The sequence below is a fragment of the Prevotella pectinovora genome (assembly GCF_000834015.1).
GTDB lineage: Bacteria > Bacteroidota > Bacteroidia > Bacteroidales > Bacteroidaceae > Prevotella > Prevotella pectinovora.
In genome coordinates this window covers 1-18000 of record NZ_JXQI01000044.1, presented here as the reverse complement: position 1 = coordinate 18000, position 18000 = coordinate 1, and the positions used below count along the sequence as shown (strand labels likewise).

At 47.4% G+C, this 18000-nt stretch carries 8 protein-coding genes and 3 pseudogenes; 6 read left to right on the top strand and 5 right to left on the bottom strand.

Annotated elements, in window-relative coordinates:
* Positions 1 to 21 precede the first annotated feature (21 nt).
* Positions 22 to 2808, bottom strand: coding sequence for a C10 family peptidase (locus ST42_RS13145; protein WP_082028587.1), 2787 nt, complete (start codon positions 2806 to 2808; stop codon positions 22 to 24).
* A gap of 599 nt (positions 2809 to 3407) precedes the next feature.
* On the opposite strand from ST42_RS13145, the gene ST42_RS05445 reads away from it, so the two are divergent.
* Entirely contained in the window at positions 3408 to 4460 is a 1053-nt protein-coding gene (locus tag ST42_RS05445; protein WP_044072725.1) for a hypothetical protein, read from the top strand.
* Positions 4461 to 4495: 35 nt separating this feature from the next.
* Positions 4496 to 6730 carry a T9SS type A sorting domain-containing protein gene (locus ST42_RS05440; RefSeq protein WP_156139302.1) on the top strand — a complete coding sequence of 745 codons (2235 nt, stop codon included), beginning with the start codon at positions 4496 to 4498 and terminating at the stop codon, positions 6728 to 6730.
* Positions 6731 to 6865: 135 nt separating this feature from the next.
* Here ST42_RS05440 and ST42_RS14640 read toward each other — a convergent pair.
* Together ST42_RS14640 and ST42_RS14010 are read right to left on the bottom strand one after the other, a co-directional pair.
* Positions 6866 to 7620 (bottom strand): annotated as a pseudogene (locus ST42_RS14640) (transposase); the annotation flags it as partial.
* Positions 7621 to 8045: 425 nt separating this feature from the next.
* On the bottom strand, positions 8046 to 8237 hold the full coding sequence (locus ST42_RS14010) for a hypothetical protein (protein ID WP_197068913.1): 192 nt from the start codon (positions 8235 to 8237) through the stop codon (positions 8046 to 8048).
* A 117-nt stretch (positions 8238 to 8354) separates the two neighbouring features.
* Between ST42_RS14010 and ST42_RS05420 the strand changes: the two are divergent.
* Positions 8355 to 9440: pseudogene (locus tag ST42_RS05420) on the top strand (cysteine--tRNA ligase); the annotation flags it as partial.
* Between the two features lie 22 nt (positions 9441 to 9462).
* Here the strand turns inward: ST42_RS05420 and ST42_RS05415 are convergent.
* Positions 9463 to 10959 carry an AraC family transcriptional regulator gene (locus ST42_RS05415; protein WP_082026301.1) on the bottom strand — a complete coding sequence of 499 codons (1497 nt, stop codon included), beginning with the start codon at positions 10957 to 10959 and terminating at the stop codon, positions 9463 to 9465.
* A 186-nt stretch (positions 10960 to 11145) separates the two neighbouring features.
* Here ST42_RS05415 and ST42_RS05410 point away from each other — a divergent pair, with 186 nt between their 5' ends.
* The 3 genes from ST42_RS05410 (at position 11146) to ST42_RS05400 (ending at position 17722) form a co-directional block, all read left to right on the top strand.
* Complete coding sequence (locus tag ST42_RS05410) at positions 11146 to 12921, top strand: M6 family metalloprotease domain-containing protein (protein WP_044072722.1); 1776 nt, start codon at positions 11146 to 11148, stop codon at positions 12919 to 12921.
* A gap of 63 nt (positions 12922 to 12984) precedes the next feature.
* Positions 12985 to 15147, top strand: coding sequence for a choice-of-anchor J domain-containing protein (locus tag ST42_RS05405; RefSeq protein WP_044080888.1), 2163 nt, complete (start codon positions 12985 to 12987; stop codon positions 15145 to 15147).
* Positions 15148 to 15193: 46 nt separating this feature from the next.
* Positions 15194 to 17722 carry a hypothetical protein gene (locus ST42_RS05400; protein ID WP_156132452.1) on the top strand — a complete coding sequence of 843 codons (2529 nt, stop codon included), beginning with the start codon at positions 15194 to 15196 and terminating at the stop codon, positions 17720 to 17722.
* Positions 17723 to 17887: 165 nt separating this feature from the next.
* Here ST42_RS05400 and ST42_RS14270 read toward each other — a convergent pair.
* Positions 17888 to 18000: pseudogene (locus ST42_RS14270) on the bottom strand (ISAon1 family transposase); the annotation flags it as partial.

Below are 18000 nucleotides of genomic sequence, written 5' to 3'. Positions count from 1 at the left end.
GCGGTGTGAGTGGTGGGTGTGTTACTTGACGATGTGTCTGACCACCGTTTGTGAGCCGTTGCTGATCCTGATGATATATTGACCTCGGCTTAGACTCTTGAGCTTGTTGTCGAGTTGGGCCGCAGGGGTGCGCCCCACGAGGTAGCCAGTGATGGAATATATCTCGGCTATGGCATGGCTGTCCTGCTGCAGCAGGGTGACGGCTGTTTGACTGGCTATGGTTACTTGTGCATTCGAGTAGTTGGCATGCAGTGCATACGATTTCCATGCTGTTTCATCATTTCCGTTATAGGTGACACCTACATCGTAGGTCTTTCCTTCTTTCAGTTTGTCGGAGGCACCGGTCAGCTCAACCACTGCTGTCTCGCCGTAGCCTATGGTCACCTGTTTGGTCAGGGTGGCAAGAGGCGTCCATCCGTTTACGTTATAGAAGTTGGCTTCCACTGTTCCCGTGTATGTTCCGCCAGTATTCTGTATCGTGGCATATACCTTGAGGTTGTCGGCTGTGAGGATGGGTTCTTCTCCGAAATTGATTTGCTTCTTCAAATAGAGTCTGGGCTGCTCGTTGCTAGCATCATCTCGGATTGTGAATTTCATACCGGTATATTTGGTGGGACTGACGAAGTTGTCTTCTTCTACGTTGTACAAGCAAGCATAATAGGTTTGCTTGTCTATTCCGGCGAGAAACTTTCCACTGATGCTCACGGTCTTGTATTCGTTCTTGCCAATATTTACCTCCACGGTGTCGAGCGAGGCCAGTGGAGTGCCTGACGTGTTTTCATCCTTGAAGATCAGACAGGTGAGCTTTCCTTCGAAGTGGCCTCCCTCATTGAGCAGGTAGGCCAAAACTTCCAGGTTGTCGCGTTTGGCATTGTCGGCACCTGTGGCTATGTCCATGTAGTCAACTCCTACCAGTTTGGCCTGTTCTTTTTCGCCTATCACCTTTACCGTAATAGGAGCACCCAGGTTGACGTGTTGTATGCCATCTCGCCTGACAAGCTGCAGCGTGTAATTGTCGTTGCCGTAGAGTTCTACACTGTCAGTGAAGGTCACCAAGGCTGTTTCGCCAGCTTTGATGTTCACTGCTTTGTCCGGTGCATAATAACTCTTCTTCTCACCATCGGGATGTTCGAGAGCGTAGGCCAGTTTGCCGTCAAACTCACCACCATTGTTCTGGATGGTGGCCGACACCGTGAATCGTGTCTTGCTGACGATGGGATTAGGCTCTACCGTGATGCTTTGCAGGTTGAGCGAGGGCAGACCTGTCGGGGTGTAGGTCACTTTCCCGTCCTTGACCAGCACTTGATAATAGCCGTTTTCACCAATCAGATAGTGCAACAGGTTGTACTCGTTCTCATCGTCTATGCCCACGATGTTGCCGGCAAGACGTGCTTCGTAAGTGCCGTCGCTGAGGCTGTCGGGCAGGGTGAGCGTTCCTGTATAATTAACGGTCTCGCCCGTAGGGATGTATTGCGATGATACATCCGATGTGGCAACGCTCTTCCCGCTGCCGTTGAGCACTTCGAAGCGCAGCCGTACATGGAGCGGGTCTATGCCGTCGGTGTGCACCCCGTAGGCTTTCAGTGTGGCTGGTTGGTTACGGTTTACGGTTACTGTGGCCTGGTCAATATATTTGAACACGAAGCTATAGGCTTGCCTGGAGCCGTCTACCGGCTTTTGAATGCCGATGACCATGGTCTGATTATAGTTGAAGCCCTGACCTTCTTCACCGCCACCTGTACCTTTCGTCTTAGGGTCGAGGGCAGAGAGCAGAAAGTAGCCGTTGTTGAGCCCGTCCCAACCCCAGTTGATGTGGTAATAGCCTTGCTGGTTGTAGCCGTCGCACACGAAGGAGTGTCCTGAGGCACTCACCGTAAAGCCTCCGTAAAGAATGGGTCTGCCGTTGTCCAACTCATTGCGTACGGTGGCTTCCCACTCAGTCTTGGTGAAGTATTCGCGCGAGCGCAGGTGGCATCCCTTGTCGTAGCCGAAGTGTTTGATCAAGGCCGGTGCGATGTAAGAGGGCGATGCGCCGCTGCCTCCCTCAGATGCAGGTCCGTAGTTCATGTTGACACTCACGCCGACATGATAGAGCAGGGTGGCAACGGCATCCTGTGCTGCCGACGAGCTGTTGGCGGTGAGTTTGTCCTGCATGTTGCTCCATTGATAGGTTGTTGTGCCGAAGTTGGCGGTGAGTTGCTGTCCATTCCACTGGTAAGTATTGCTGCCCACGCCATGTTCCGGGTAACGGTAATAATACATCACCTGCCCCATGGCAGTGGCTACGCATCCGGTGGGGTAGTCGTTGGGGCAGCAGTTGTTGTAAGGCTTGGTCTGGTTCCATGCAATGTCTTTCAGCAGGGGCTCCACGGCCGTTGCGTAAATGTCTGTCGTCGTGTTGTTTTCCACCGTGGGATGGGTGCGCAGATATTCAGCCTCACGGGCATATTCGCCCAAGAAAGCCCGCATGTTGTCAGGCAGGTCGTTATAGTTGAACGCTCCTGTGTCTGAATAGCCCAGCACAGCGGGCATTCTGTCTTCTCCGGAGATAATGATATAGCCTGCATCCCTACTCTTGTTGAATACATAATAATAGGCTTCTTCGCTGTCCGACTTGCTCGTGTATGCCAAGGTGAGCGTGCACTGCAGGCTTGCCGCACGCGATGTGATAGGTCTGCCGGTGTTTGACTGTTGGGCAAGAAAAACTGCAGCTTGACGCTTGGCCTCGTTGGCTGTGACAGGAGCTGCCTGTAATGCTATACTAAATAGGTAAAGCAAACAAGCCGAAAGTAGTAATTTATTCTTCATAAACGCAATGCTTATTTGTTAGTGATGCCACAAAATTACATGTTTCTTTTTACCTGTCCAATCTTTTGCTTGCATTTTTTCTTTATACATGCTGTGTTAACTGTTTTGTGGTCTCATATACCAGATGATGACCATTAAACCCAAAACGGTCATTAGTCCGTTCAATGTATAATTTTAATAACTGCTTGCAGTCTTTTGCTTTTTATAAGGCGTCTTTTGCTTGTTTTTAATTCGCAATAGCTCGCTATTACTCATTAAAAGCCAAACAAAATCCACTCTTCTAAAAAAGCAAAATACAAGCAAGCCCTAATGACCGATTTGGGTTAAACAACAATGTTATCATCCGGAAAGTTGTTAAGGTTGAACAAAAAACCTACAAAACACCTTTTTCTGTGTTAAAATGAAATATATTACCCCTTGTTTATAGATTTTTTAATGAAATGCTTGCAGATTTGATAAATTTTTGCCATTTTTGTAGGCGAAATAGCCAGTTGTGCTCCAGTCAAGAAAATCTCTTGTCGTTAGAAACACAACCGAGACTGTCTGTGAGTTGAGACTATTGTTGTGATTACGAACTATAATTATATAAATAAGGCAATATGGTAAAATTGAAGAAGGCAATATTGTTTTTCTTGGGCCTGACGGCATCGGCTGTCAGCGCGCAAGACAAGTGTGAAATATATACAGACACAGTGGTTGTGAATGCGGGTGACCAGTATCACATGTTTTTCAAGGCTTACAGCAGTAAGGTGAAGACCTATTTGGAGAGCAATGCACGCATAGCGATAGATTTTGAAACCGAAAATCCGGATGTCGTTACCGTAGGAGGAGCATGGTTCAGGGCAAAAAAGTCAGGACAGACCAAGATGAAAGCTGTGATATACCAAGAGTCGAAAGCATGGAAGGATTATCCTGACTGGAATAACAAGCTCGACTCTGTATCGTTTGTGGTAAAGGCTCCTGAAGATAAGTTTCAGGCAGCATTGCCCGATGTTCCTATGACATGGGGCGCGGCAAAGGCTACTGTTGTGAGTGACATGCAGCAAAAATATCTGGATTTCTCAGATACTTATTATACCATGCATCCCACAATTTCGGCCGAGGATCGGAAATACTTCGACTGGTTTGCCACGAATGATTTTGAATATCCCTTGGTGGCTCTGGGCTGGAACGAAGACGGACAACTCTTTTCTTCGAACATCGTTGTCAACGATGCCGGTCGTCTGGGCCATAATGCAGAGTCGGAGATTACGGGCTACTTGGCCAGTCAGGGGTTCGAACTCTTGGGATGGGATGACATGGGATTGCTCATTATGTATCGCGATAGCGACAAAACCCAGGCCAGTGCTTTGGTGCTCACCATGCAGGGACAATACTTCCGCGACCTGAACTTCCAGTACACACCCGACAAACCCTCGACAGGCATCTCGTTGGTGACGCTTTCCATGCCCAAGTCGGGAATCACTCGCCACGGCAACCTGTTGACGGTGGATGTGAACGACGAGAAGGGTGAGCCCATCGTGTTGTACAGCCTTGATGGTCAAAAACTGATGCAGTCGGTGCTGAAAGATGGTGCCAATACCTTTGAGGTGCCGACGACCAAGCCCGTTATCGTGCGGATAGGCAGGAGCCGGGGTGTGAAAGTCATGTAGAAACAATTAGTATTAACAATAGTAAAGATTAATATATGCGAAAACTGTACTCTTTTTTTGCGGCACTCTGCTTCGTGGCAATGCCGCAGCCGGTATTGGCAGACGATTGGACATACGACTTTGAGGATTTCTCTAGGGTCTATGGTGACCATTATGCCAATTCTTCTTTTGACGTTACGCTGAACGGGCTTACGTGGCACTGTCATGGCGTGAGTTATTCTAAGTATGAAGACTACGACTGGTTTAACGGAACACAGTCGATGGAACTGTATGGTGAGAGCAAGAAAGACAGGAATACGGGTCCAGAGATATCTGTCTTTCAGCTGATAACGCCCCGCGACATCGGCACGGTGTCTTTCAAGATACATGAATATAATCTTCATCCGGCTTCTGTCGGTTCTCAGGTAGACTGGATAGTGGAATGGTCGCAGGATGGTAGCACTTGGACAAAGGTGGGCGACAGTTTCCAGGCCGGTCCGGATGTTCAGACCATAGAGCGCGAGGTGAATCACCGCGATGCCTATGTGCGCATTGTGAGGGCTGACTATGCTACCTTTGATTATAAGTCGGTGACATCCAATGACAAGATAACCAACTTTGACGACTTCACTATCACGGATGTGAAGACAGGTCCTACCGCTCCTACGCTGACAGTATCCAAGACGGATGTTGACTTTGGTTCTATGACTATGGGAAAGAGCAAGATGGACACGGTTACGGTGAAATACTCCGGTGTTGAGGGGGTGGATAAACCTTCTTATGAACTTGTAGGAATAGACGCTGCGTCTTTCCAATACACTGTCAGCCAGACCGCTGTAGGAGAAGACTCGTTGTTCATCACTGCCACGGCACAGCATAGTGGTACGGTTGCTGCAGCGATTAATGTCGCTTATGGCAATCTCACTGCAGGCATCAGCCTGAGTGTGTTCGGTACAAAGCCTCGCCCCAACATTCTCTTCTCGGGTGGAGAGGGCACAGAAGAGTCGCCTTATCTTATCTCCAGCAAGGAAGACTTGCTTGAACTGTCCGACATCGTGGACAAAGACTCTACCGACTTTGCAGGAAAATATTTTCTGATGACCAACAGCATAGACTTGAAGTCGGTTTCACAGTTCACACCGATAGGCAATCAGCTCCGAGGGGCGGGTGTCGAAAACATGCGATACTTCAGGGGCTACTTCGATGGCGGCGGCTATACAATCACCGGACTGAAGGAAAACTATGATTCGGGTCTTTCAGTAGGCCTCTTCGGAATTATATATGATGCAACCATCAAGAACCTTACCTTGGCCTCAAGTACTGTAAAGGGATCCTCTGTCGTTGGAGGATTGGTAGGTCTGTCAATAGGTAATTCTACAATAGAGAATTGCAGGGTGGCATCAGACGTTACGGTTTCTGGCGCCGTCTATGTGGCAGGCATCTGCTCGTCAGCCTTTTTGGAAGGTAAACTCACCATTAGCCAGTGCGTCAATGCGGCTACTGTTACAGGAGCTTATGCAGCCGGTGTCATTTCGGCCAACCAGCAGGATGGGACCACCATTGAACGTTGCGGAAACCAGGGTGTGATTACGGTGAGCAGTTATGATGGCGGTGGTGTCGTAGCCCTGTCTGATTTCGCTTCTACCAATATCCTTAACTGTTATAACACAGGCTCTGTGACATTTGACGGTACACAGCAGTTTGGCGGTGGTATATTGGGAAGAGTGCATTATTACCTTAGTGATGAAGACAATACCAAGGTGAGAGTGGAAAACTGTTATAATGCAGCGGTGCTCACCGCAAACGGGTATGACTCGGTGGTGGCTCCGGTTATCCCGGCCAACAATGTGGTGCCGGCAGATGATGGCTATGACACCAATAGACTGACGGTGAAGAACTGTTTTTACGCTTCTGACCTTAGCGAGTCGAGCGAAAGTGTGTTGGGCGTGACTCCTATGACGAGCGATGCTATGAAAGATGCTTCTTTCCTGACTTTGCTCAATCAGGATAATCCTGTGCAGTACTGGGTGTTCAAAGATGGAGAGAATCAAGGCTATCCTGTACCGGAGGGTTCTACAGATATTTCTGCTGTCAAAGAGGTGACGGAAGACGGAAAATATGGCATCAGAGTCGTTGATGGTACGATTTCTGTGGATGGAGCTGTCGGAAGCTATGAGATATATGATGTCAACGGACAGCGTGTCAGCCCTTCAGTCACAACGCCGGGTATCTATATCGTGAAGATAGCTACTGACAAGGGCATGCGTGCCGTGAAAATCATGAAACGATGAGATGATATACCTATCTGACGCCAGCTGAAGCTGGCTGTCCAACCTGCATAGTCACAAGGCGGTCCCGATGGTGGGTCCGCCTTTAAGTTTAAAATTTCATTTCATGCGAAGTGTTTATACAACCTGTTGGCGGAATTAATTTAGTGCATACTTAATTCTGCCAATGGGCTTGTCGTTAATGAAGTTTACGTATTGCAGAATGGTAAGTGCACTAATTTTGCCAATGATTCTGGCAAACAAACCATTCGTTATTTTTGCGTAGTTCCTGATGACCAGGAACTGGTCTGTAAGTTGAGAGAATATTGTCTCAATCCTCTTTCTTGCCTTTGCAAACGGGATGAATGTCGGTTTCCAGTCCTTTTGGTTGAGCCGATACGGACACTCCAGTCTTATGTGTGCGGTTTCGAACAAGTCAAGCTGTACGTCAGCTCCAATATACCCTTTGTCACCATAGATGCTACAGTCTGCCGTTTTCTTCCTGCGGTCATTGAACCCAAAACGGTCATTAGGCCGTTTAATATGGTATTTCATAACTGCTTGCAGTCTTTTGCTTTTTATAAGGCGTCTTTTGCTTGTTTTTAATTCGCAATAGCTCGCTATTACTCATTAAAAGCCAAACAAAATCCACTCTTATAAAAACACAAAATCCAAGCAAGCCCTAATGACCGATTTGGGTTGAACTGTCTCCTTGATATGAGATTGGGAATGCTGTCCTTGTATTCTTGCAATTTATAGTCGAACAACCACTTCTCACTATCAATGCTCTCGGTCTCTGCCGTCAGGGATAGCGCCACCACTTCCAAATCCGAAAACTTGGGAACAGGACCACGACGTGGAACATTACCAGATTCGTTGACGAGATTTTCAGAGAATTGCTTGCATATCTCAAGTATTGTAAGCGTATCCGCGATGCCAATATATACGGTCCGTAAACGTATCCGCGATGCTATTGTATAGAGTCTCAAAAAATATCGCCCCTTCCATCAGCAAACCATCCAGACAATTGGCTGACAATCGCCAGGTGGTCAACTGTCTGTCTGTCAGAATGTTACAACCAAAAACCAGATGGTCTGACAGTTTTTTCGGAAATTCTTGTTTTTACTGAGAATCATCGATATTGGCAACTTTTACTTATATCTATCAACATAACTTAATTCCGCCAACAAGTTATAACTATTCTTGCATGTCAGTAAGGAAAAATAGAGGCTCCCAAATTATAATATTTATGTGACATTTAATTGACATCCAAGCTTTTTTATACCATTCACTTGCCGATACAGGAAATAAACATCGTTGATTATCAGATAGTTAGGTATTAAACGATAGAAAAGTGCGAAAACTGCTCAAAATAATTTTCAAAAATCGCTTTTTTAACGTAATTAACACTTGTTAAGGTGACAAAAACCACAGGTAGGCTCAAAATCGGCAAAAACATTGAGTTCAAGCTGCTTTTGAAGGGATGTGTCACCTTTCTTAAACTATAGGATAAGTTCTTTTGTTCTTTCATTCGGTTGAATATTTCGTTAAATATTGATATTTTATGCTCAATATATTGTGGCGAAAAAAGTAAGCGTTTTACACCCTTTGACTTGTCCGTCTGGATGAATCGAGCAGATATTTCAGAGAACTGAGTGAACATATCATGGACAACGGGTTTGCCTACGAGAGCAACGGCAGCATCTACTTTGACATCAAAAAGTATAACGAGAAATACCATTATGGCATTCTCTCAGGACGTAACCTCGACGACGTGAAGGATGCCAGTCGTCAGTTGGACGGCGTGGGCGAGAAACGCAACCAGGCCGACTTTGCCCTGTGGAAGAAGGCACAGCCTGAACATATCATGCGCTGGCCGAGCCCCTGGAGCGACGGTTTCCCCGGATGGCATTGTGAATGTACCGCCATGGGCCGCAAGTATCTGGGTGAGGAATTTGACATTCATGGTGGAGGCATGGACTTGATATTCCCACATCATGAGTGTGAGATCGCGCAGGCTGTGGCCAGTCAGGACAAGCCGATGGTGAAATACTGGATGCACAACAACATGATTACCATCAACGGGCAGAAGATGGGCAAGTCGTTGGGCAATTTCATCACGCTCGAACAGTTCTTCATGGGCACTCACCATTCGCTCAACCAGGCTTATTCGCCCATGACCATCCGTTTCTTCATCCTCTCAGCCCACTATCGTGGTACGGTGGATTTCAGCAACGAGGCTCTCCTCGCCAGCCAGAAGGGCTTGGAGCGACTGATGAACGGTATCAACGACCTGCAGCGCATCCAGCCTGCCGACAAATGTGACGAGCAGACCAAACAGGTGGTTTCCCAACTGAGGCAGAAATGTTATGATGCCATGAACGACGACCTGAGCACACCGCTGGTCATCAGCTATCTGTTCGAGGCGTGCAGCGTGGTCAACAAACTGCTCGACCACAAGGCCACCATCTGCGCCGACTGTTTGAAGGAACTGGACGAGACCATGCGTCTCTTTGCCTGCGACATCCTTGGTCTGCGCCAGGAGAAGGGCAATTCTTCTGATGCCCGTGAAGAGGCATACGGCAAGGTGGTCAACATGGTGCTCGAACTGCGTGCCAAGGCCAAGGCTGAGAAAGACTGGGCTACGAGCGACCAGATTCGTGATGCCCTTGCCGAAGCCGGATTTGAGGTGAAAGACACCAAAGACGGCTGCGTATGGAAACTGAATAGATAAAGCGTGGGTGCGAGCAAGGGGGTTATAGGGCATCATCGTCTGTACGGCTACCCTTGCCGCAGTCTTCCTCCAGTTTCTGATATACCGATGGGGACATGCCCATCACCTTTTTGAATGCCCTGATGAAGCTGGAGGCATTGGTGTAGCCCACCTCCTCGTAGATGGTCTGTATGGTGTAGTGGCCATAATGCTCTTTGTCTGAAAGACGTTTGCAGGCTTCGCCGATGCGCCGCTCGTTGAGTAGGCTTTTGAAGTTTTTGCCGTAGGTGTTGTTGATGACCATTGACACATATGTGCGGTTAGACTCGACTATGTGTGCAAGTTTGTCAAGACAGAAGTCGGGGGCACTTATCACACTCATATCGTCCATGATGGTCTTGATGTGACTGCACAGCTGCTGATATTGGGCATCGGTTATGGGCAGGTTGTTGCAGGCTGAAGCATGGTTGCCCTCGTGCTGACCACGGCTATCTGCATCTGCGCGAGTCTTTTCCTTGTGTTTCTGGAAAATCAGTTTTTGGGCATTGCGCAGGTTTCTGTTCTTGTTGTGCAGCATGACGAGTAGCGTTATAGAGAGCACGAATAGAACTGAGATGACGATGATGGCGAGTAGCTGGTTGTTGATGATGGAGTTGAGTTTGTTGATATGCCGGTTGCTTTTGCGCGTCTCATACTGGGCCATGTTGTTCCGCACCTTGAAAAAGTTGCGGGCGTTAAACACGGAGTCGGTCATGCTGAGATAAAGGGCGTGGTATTTGTTGACCGAGTCGGTGTTGATTGAGCGGTATGCGTTGGCCAGAATGTCGAGCGCATTGACCTGTAGCTCTCTGCTCTTTAACTTTTTGGCAGACGACAGACAGGTGTAGCCGAATTGCAGCGCATTCTGGTAGTCGCCCTGCTTCAGGTATATATTGCCAATCTCGCAAGTCTGGTATAAGGTATATATGCTGTCCATTCCCGCCTCTTGTGCAAAGCGGATGGCCTCCCTATGGATTTTTATCGCTTCTTTCATTTTCCCTTCTGCCTGCCGGATGCGGGCCTTGTTGTAGATGAGAAAATATTTCCATTCGGTGATGTTGTTGGGCAGCGGAGTATTTTGTTGCAACTTATAGTATTTGTTGGCCAGGCTGGCATATCCCATTCGGCAGTATGCTGCCACGATGTTAGTTAGGTAGATGCTGGTCATGGAACGGTTATTGGTTTTCGAGGCTGCTTCATAACCCTTGAAAAGATAGATGATGTCTGCCTCGTAGTCGCCAATGGTCTCGTATATGTTGGCGATGCAGCCTACACATATTAAATAGGTGTTGATGTCTTTCTCGCGCTCAGCCGCCTCCATACCCTCGATGTAGTTTAGCATGGCAAGGGCATATTGCTCTTCTGAGTAATATCGGGTGGCCTCGCTGCAGATGGCCTTGGCTGGTCCTCTTTGCGGTTGTCTGGCTGATGCCGTATGGCAGAAGGTGAACATCAACAGCCAACAAAAAACGGATTTGATGTAAAGCAGTATTTTTTTCATTTGATGCAAAAGTATAAAAAAAAGACAATTAAACGGACAAATGTGCTCAAAATAGGTTCTTTTTCACTTGCATTTTACCAATTGACAAATATTGAAGGCTAAATATGAAATAAAATAATTGTTTTTATGATAATTTTGCGCACAATGGTGAACACTTGAGTTTTACAAAATAAAAAATAGAAAGACATGAACTTGAAAAAATTGAAAACATGGCTTGTCGTGGCTTCAGTCGTATGGGCCACAGAAGCTCTTTCCTCGCCTGCCTGGCCTTGGCCTGTAAGCGTGGAGCAGCCTAACGGCAGGGTAATCAACGTGTATCTGCGCGGGGACGAAAACATTCATTTTTTTGAGACAACCGACGGCATGATGCTTAAAAGAGACCATGAGGGGCGCATGTGTTATGCCTGTATTGATGGCAGTGGACACGTGGTGGCCTCAACGGTGACTGCTTATGACCGACATGCCACTGATGCCATTGGTGACTTGTTGACACCTGATGCGCAGGCAAGGCTGAGAAAGGCACTTGTCGCAGAGCGCGACAGTAGGATAATGGCCAAGACACCACTGGCTCCTGGAGCAGTGAAGCAGATTTTTCCGACAACTGGAAAGATCAGGGGGCTGATTATCTTGGCCGAATATGCCGACATGAAATTCTCGTGTCAAGATATCAATGAGGTGTATGACAGACTGGCCAATGAGAAAGGCTACAATGGACCTTATGCCACGGGGAGCATAAGGGATTATTTTACAGACCAGTCGGCAGGGCTGTTTGAACCTGAATTTGATGTGGTAGGTCCTGTGACGCTGCCTGGAAAAATGAGTCATTACGGACTGGACGAGAACGTTGTCGATTTGATGGTTGACGCATGTACGGTGGCCGACAGAGATTTTGATGTTGATTTCAGCCGCTACGACTTCAATGATGACGGTACGGTAGATTTTGTCTATGTGGTTTATGCTGGCTACAGCGAGGCACAAGGGGCTGCAGAGGATACCATGTGGCCGCAGTCGGTTGACCTGACCTACAAGACATGGAAGATGTTTGACAACATGTATCTCGGCCAAAGCAGTTGCTCGAGCGAACTGAAAGGCTGTACAGGCAATGAAATTGACGGTATAGGAACGTTCTGTCATGAATTTAGCCATATACTTGGCTTGCCTGACATCTACGACCCTATGTATTCAGGATATAATGGAATGATGTATTGGGATGTGATGGATGTGGGGCTATACAACAACGACTCGCGCACTCCAAGCGGATATACAGCCATGGATAAATATTCGTTGGGATGGCTTGAACCGACAGTCGTTGAAGGGCAGATGAACAATGTTGAACTGGAACCTCTTTCCTCTTCGAACAAAGCGGTATTCATTGTCAACGAGGAAGACGAAAACGAGTATTTCGTTTTGGAAAACAGACAGCTGGAAGGATGGGATTCAGCCTTGCCAGGTCATGGACTCTTAGTGTCGCATGTACACTACGTTCCGTCTCTTTGGCAGAGCAACAGAGTAAACACCGCCGTTGCTGGTTATGAACATGTGGATCTCGTGCCGGCTGACAACGTGACTTCGATGGAGACTCTTGCCACGGATACCTATCCAGGAGACAACGGACTATATACTGAGCTTTCTGCCAACAGTGTGCCTGCAATGACATGGAGGCAGGGAGGCAATGCTTGCCATGTTTCTGTTGTAAACATCCGTGAAAGCCAGGGGGTGATAAGTTTTGACTTTTCAGACTCTCCCTCAGGTGTCTCCGCCGTTGATGCAGAGCGGGAATATTTGAAGGTAGGTAAGGGATTTGTTGACATTGACAACGCGGAGCGGCAATGGGTAAAAGTAAGCGCTGTCACGGGGGCAGTTTGCTCGACGAGCAATGACATCAGGCAACGCCTTTTTCTTCAAAGAGGTTTCTATTTGGTAAGCATCGGACAGAGAACATTCAAGCTGACGATGAAATAGCTGCACGACCGACGTAATTATACAAATATTAGATTTATACATTAACAATAAAAAATGGTGACTATGAAAAGAAAATTACTTCTGTTCTGGGTTGCGGTAGCACTCTCCGCAACTGTGCTTGCCTCGCCGGTAAGCCACAAGAAAATGTATGGTTTTTTCCTTAACAATCAGGCACTGTCTGGCTATGGCTACAGCGAGTTCTACATGGACGACCTTGACAATGCCACGCTCATTTATCCTTATTCCAACAGCGTAGGCATATTTGCAGGCGCATGTGCCGACAATGTGTTCTATGCCTGTGAGTATGTGTTCAACCAATACGGTCCGCAGGCAAGCAATTTCATAGCCTATGACTTGGTGACAGGCAAAAAGACTGAAATCGGACCTTGGACCGACGAGACCGACGTGTCGCTAAAACTTCAGGACATGACATACGACTATACAACGCAAACCATGTATGCCGTAGGATACCAGTACGGAGAGTCTGCCCTATATACGATGAATCTCACCACAGGACAACTGACAAAGGTGGCTCCTCTTGCTACAATCTGCGGAACAATAGCTGCCAACAAAAAGGGGGAGCTTTATGCCGTTGGCACAAATGGGAAACTGTATCTGGTTAACAAGAAAGACGGAGCTCTTGCCGAGATATGTGATACGCATTATAAGGGAATGGCTTCAAACCAAAGTATGGAGTTCGACAGGTCCAACGGGTTGCTTTACTGGGCTTCGTGTACTATATCCGAAGACGGTGGCAGAGATACCTATATGCTGCAGATTGATCTCTCGAAAGACCCTGTAGAAATTACCAACATAGGTGTTGTGGGCATTTATTCGGCATTGCTTTCCCTTTATATCCCGTTTGTAGAAGGAGGTGATGATGCTCCCGCAGCTCCGACAGAGGTGAAGGTGACACCTGATGCCAACGGAAAACTCTCTGCAACCATAAGTTGGAAAAACCCGATGAAGACCTTTGCTGGCAATGACCTTGACCACATCAAGAGCGTGGTAGTTTTGAGAAACAATGAGCCTGTGGCTACCATCGATGCGACTGAACCTGGGGCAGAGATGACTTATACTGATATTGCCATGGAGAAAGATGGACCTTGCCGCTATTCCATTTATGCCGTAAACGAGGCCGGGGAAGGGGAACATGGCGAAGCTTTCGCATATGTCGGTCATGACTGGCCTGGGCATGTAGGCAACATGACAGTAACCGTGGACGATGGATGCGCCTCGGCAACCCTGACATGGAGCCCTGCCGATGAGGGCTTCAACGGCGGATACTTCGACCCTGAGGGCCAGACCTATAAAATCGTGAGGATGCCCGATGAAACGACGCTGGTAGAAGGACTTACAGACAATACATTCACCGACAAAAGTGCACGACGCTTGGGGCGGTATTCCTACACCGTCACGGCATGTAACCAGTATGGAGAGTCGGAAACCAAAGTGCCTGGAACTTATGTGCTGGGCAATGCACTCGACCTGCCTGTTTCGCAAGACTTTTCAGACCTGACTTACTTTCTTAACCAATGGCAAGCCGTTGATGCCAATAACGACGGATTTACATGGACCTACTATTCGCCTTATGGATATTATCAGTTTGGCAACACGCTCGTCTGCGTGGAGTATATGTTGAACCCAACCGTAGGAATGGCGGAGCAAGATGCCGACGAATGGCTCATAACACCCCCGATGAAGTTTGAGGCCGACAAAGTGTATCAGGTGAGGGTCAATGCACGATCGATTTCCACCGAAACACTGGATGTAACCCTTGGATGCAGGAATACTGTCGAGGCACAAAGCGTTGTAGGATCAATGACCGTTGAACCAACCGACGGTGAGCCTATGCCTACTACCGACTACATTGTCAGGCTTCCTGAAGGTATTGAAGGCGTAAACTGTATCGGACTGCATCTTAACTCTACACTGCCTCTTGACAATTATTCTTATTTGCAAATAGCTGGTATAACCATTGAGGAGGCAGCCGGTTCCGGCATCTGCAATGTTAACGCTGAAGAACAGGTGGAATGTCACGGACACAACATCACTCTGCCAGAATGTTCAGAGAAAACCACTGTCTATGATGTGGTTGGACGCAAACTGACAACGACATGTGACAGAACTATTTCTACAGCCAACCTTACGGAAGGTGTCTATCTTCTTCGTGTAACAATGACTGGAGGCAGACAAAAAACTTTCAAGATACATGTGTCAAAATGATGCATGGGTGTGTTGGTATATTATTAATCCTTTAATGTATTAAAAGATGAAGAGAAAATTATTTTCAATGTTTGTTGCCTGCATGGCTTTAGGAGCCACTGCGCAAACCACGATGGACACAGCTGGTGAGTTGAAAGAAGGCATGAACAGTTTTGAATATACTGAAGGCTCGTCTGTCACAGCCTACTGGAAGTACACAACGACAGCCCCTACGCTGCTGACCCTTAACCCTGAGGGAAGCAGCAACATCTTCGTTAAAAGCATTATCAAGGATGAGAACGATGAGGAGCAGACAATTACCTTAAAGTCGGCAGAATATGGCTATCCAAAGACTGCCTACGGCTTGCCTGCCAACACGACGGTATATGTGGGGGTAAGCGGCAGTAGCTGGAGCGGAAACACCATTAGTGTGGGTGTCACAGCTGAGATGCTGACTGACATCTATGGGATAGGCAAGGGTCTTACAGCCGAAGATGCCCTAGAGATAAAACCTGGCACGACCCAGATTGTAGGATCTCCCTTTACCCAAGGCTATGACCAGCAGACGTATTACGCAACCTTCTCGCCTACTATGGGGGGCGTGTTGGTGCTTACGGCGGGTGCTTATGTCTCAAGTTGCACGGTCAACGGAGTATCGACACCGTTTAACTATGATTCAAGTTCACAGCGGTATGTTCTTAAAACAAAGGTGAAAAGGGGAGAAACGTACAGTATAGAAATCAAGAACTCCAGCCCGGTGGTTTTCAGTTCTGAACTGACATTTCCACAGCCTGGATCGGTTGACATGCCGTTCGACTTGGTTGAGGGCGACAACATATTGCCTTCGGCCTACGGAAAATACTATTATCAGTTCGTATCTTCAGAGACTGGTTTCGCCCGAATCAGCAGCGACAACCCTCTGCCTGAAGGGCAAGTGAAAATGTATGAGAGCGCTACGAGTCTGCAATATGATTCTCCTTCTGCATCTTCGGCAGTAGGCTCGCTTAATTTGCGCTTTGAAATGACAAAGACGGGAAACACTTACTACGTTGTCATCAACAAGTCTCAAGACACCGCACTTGATGAGAAATTCCAGTTCTCAACCACTCCTTATCAGACTGGCGATTTGGAATATGACCCCATCGTGATAGAGACATTGCCTGCCAACGACATTGTCATCAGCGAGGTAGGCACATATTATTATGCTGTTGACCTGCCTGCCGGACTGCACTCGTTTCTTGTGGTTGAGGCTGCCGAGACACCGAACAGCGCTTATACAGGGGTAAATGTTTATAAATATGGAGCTGCTTATCAGGGCTCGTATGGTCAGAACAAGGTTCGTGTTGAAGCAGACGGAGGGTCAGAGGGCGCACGCTACATATTGAAATGGGTGTCAAAGGAAGACCATCCGCTCTTGTTCAGCGTCTATACCGAACCAATCAATGAGGGCGACCTCGCCTCTAATCCTATAACAGCCGTCATCGGTGACAACGTAATCGACAAAGACGGCGTAAGGTTTTATGCATATACTGCAACTAAAAACGGTAAACTGGTGGTCACAGCGCCTGAAACATCCAAGGTGGCTTTTCTCTGTGGAAGTGATAGGCAGTGTACGCCTATTGTAGATGGTCAGACTTATACTATTGATGTGGTATCTGACAATGTTTATGTCATCAAACTTGAAAATGTGATAGCAGGGGATGTGTTCAGACTTGCAGAAGAGGAGTATCAGCCGGGCGATGCACGTTCTTGCCCTCTTGACATTCAGGGAGAATACGACTTCAGCGGGAAAAAAATCAATAACGTATGGATCCGTTTCACGGCAGACAAAGACGGAATGATGACTGTCAAGTGTAACATTCCTTACTCTTCTACGGAGAAAATACAATATTGTCGCGACACGGAAACGGCCTATCCGATTGCAATGGTCAAAACAGAGTATGTAAACGGAGAGACAGTTGTGAACTATGAGGCTGTAGCTGAGGTTGAGAAGGGTGAGTCCTGGCTTGTCAACATGCAACTGACACAGGTTTACGATGAGGCAAAACTTGTCTTTATCGTCAACGACCCGCAGCCTGGAGAGTCTGTTACCTGCCCTATCGTGCTTGAGGACGGAATGACCTACGACATACCCAAGGGTACTTATGACAGACCTGTATGGGCAAAGATAAGTGTGGAAGAGGGTAGTTTCAGCCTGAAGACCGACGACTATATTGGTGGTTATATCTATGATGACATTGACAATGCCAAGAATGATGTTGATGGACGGTATTTGTCGTTCTCTTCATGGGAAGATGGCAACTATCTCGGTTACTATATCTACAAACAGACTGTGGCAGCGAATGAGGCTGGAGACTATATTCTGAAACTGACGGGCAACTCTAGCACCGTGAAGATGACTGTGGCCATTGACAGTATAACTACGGCTGTTGACAGTGCAACCAATGGTGGCAACGCTGACGCAATAGCCGTTTATACACTCTCTGGAACAAAGGTTGATGCAGTATTTAAAACAGCTGCTGAACTAAGAAGCCTTGGCAAAGGCATATATATTGTTAAACAGGGCGGTAAGGCGCATAAGGTTATCCTTAAGTAATTAGGGTAATGCCGCCCTTTTTGCGGCAAAACCGTGATAATTCTCAGAAAAAAGAGACCTCAGTACCCCAATCGGTACTGAGGTCTTCTTGTAGGTACGCTCGGCATGAGCATTGTCTAACGGGTGAAAGTCCCGAGCAAGCCCTAATAGCGGCTCAGTGGAAATTTAGTGGGGATAAGCATAAATCTTTGCAAGTCGATACAGAAAGAACTTTTCATCAACGATGCCCCTTAGTGATGCTCTGAAAGCTTTGATTTTTGCATTAAAGGATTCAGCTG

Coding starts and splice junctions, on each gene's coding strand:
- ST42_RS13145 (WP_082028587.1), bottom strand. CDS start 2,808: ATGAAGAATAAATTACTACTTTCGGCTTGTTTGCTTTACCTATTTAGT.
- ST42_RS05445 (WP_044072725.1), top strand. CDS start 3,408: ATGGTAAAATTGAAGAAGGCAATATTGTTTTTCTTGGGCCTGACGGCA.
- ST42_RS05440 (WP_156139302.1), top strand. CDS start 4,496: ATGCGAAAACTGTACTCTTTTTTTGCGGCACTCTGCTTCGTGGCAATG.
- ST42_RS14010 (WP_197068913.1), bottom strand. CDS start 8,237: ATGAAAGAACAAAAGAACTTATCCTATAGTTTAAGAAAGGTGACACAT.
- ST42_RS05415 (WP_082026301.1), bottom strand. CDS start 10,959: ATGAAAAAAATACTGCTTTACATCAAATCCGTTTTTTGTTGGCTGTTG.
- ST42_RS05410 (WP_044072722.1), top strand. CDS start 11,146: ATGAACTTGAAAAAATTGAAAACATGGCTTGTCGTGGCTTCAGTCGTA.
- ST42_RS05405 (WP_044080888.1), top strand. CDS start 12,985: ATGAAAAGAAAATTACTTCTGTTCTGGGTTGCGGTAGCACTCTCCGCA.
- ST42_RS05400 (WP_156132452.1), top strand. CDS start 15,194: ATGAAGAGAAAATTATTTTCAATGTTTGTTGCCTGCATGGCTTTAGGA.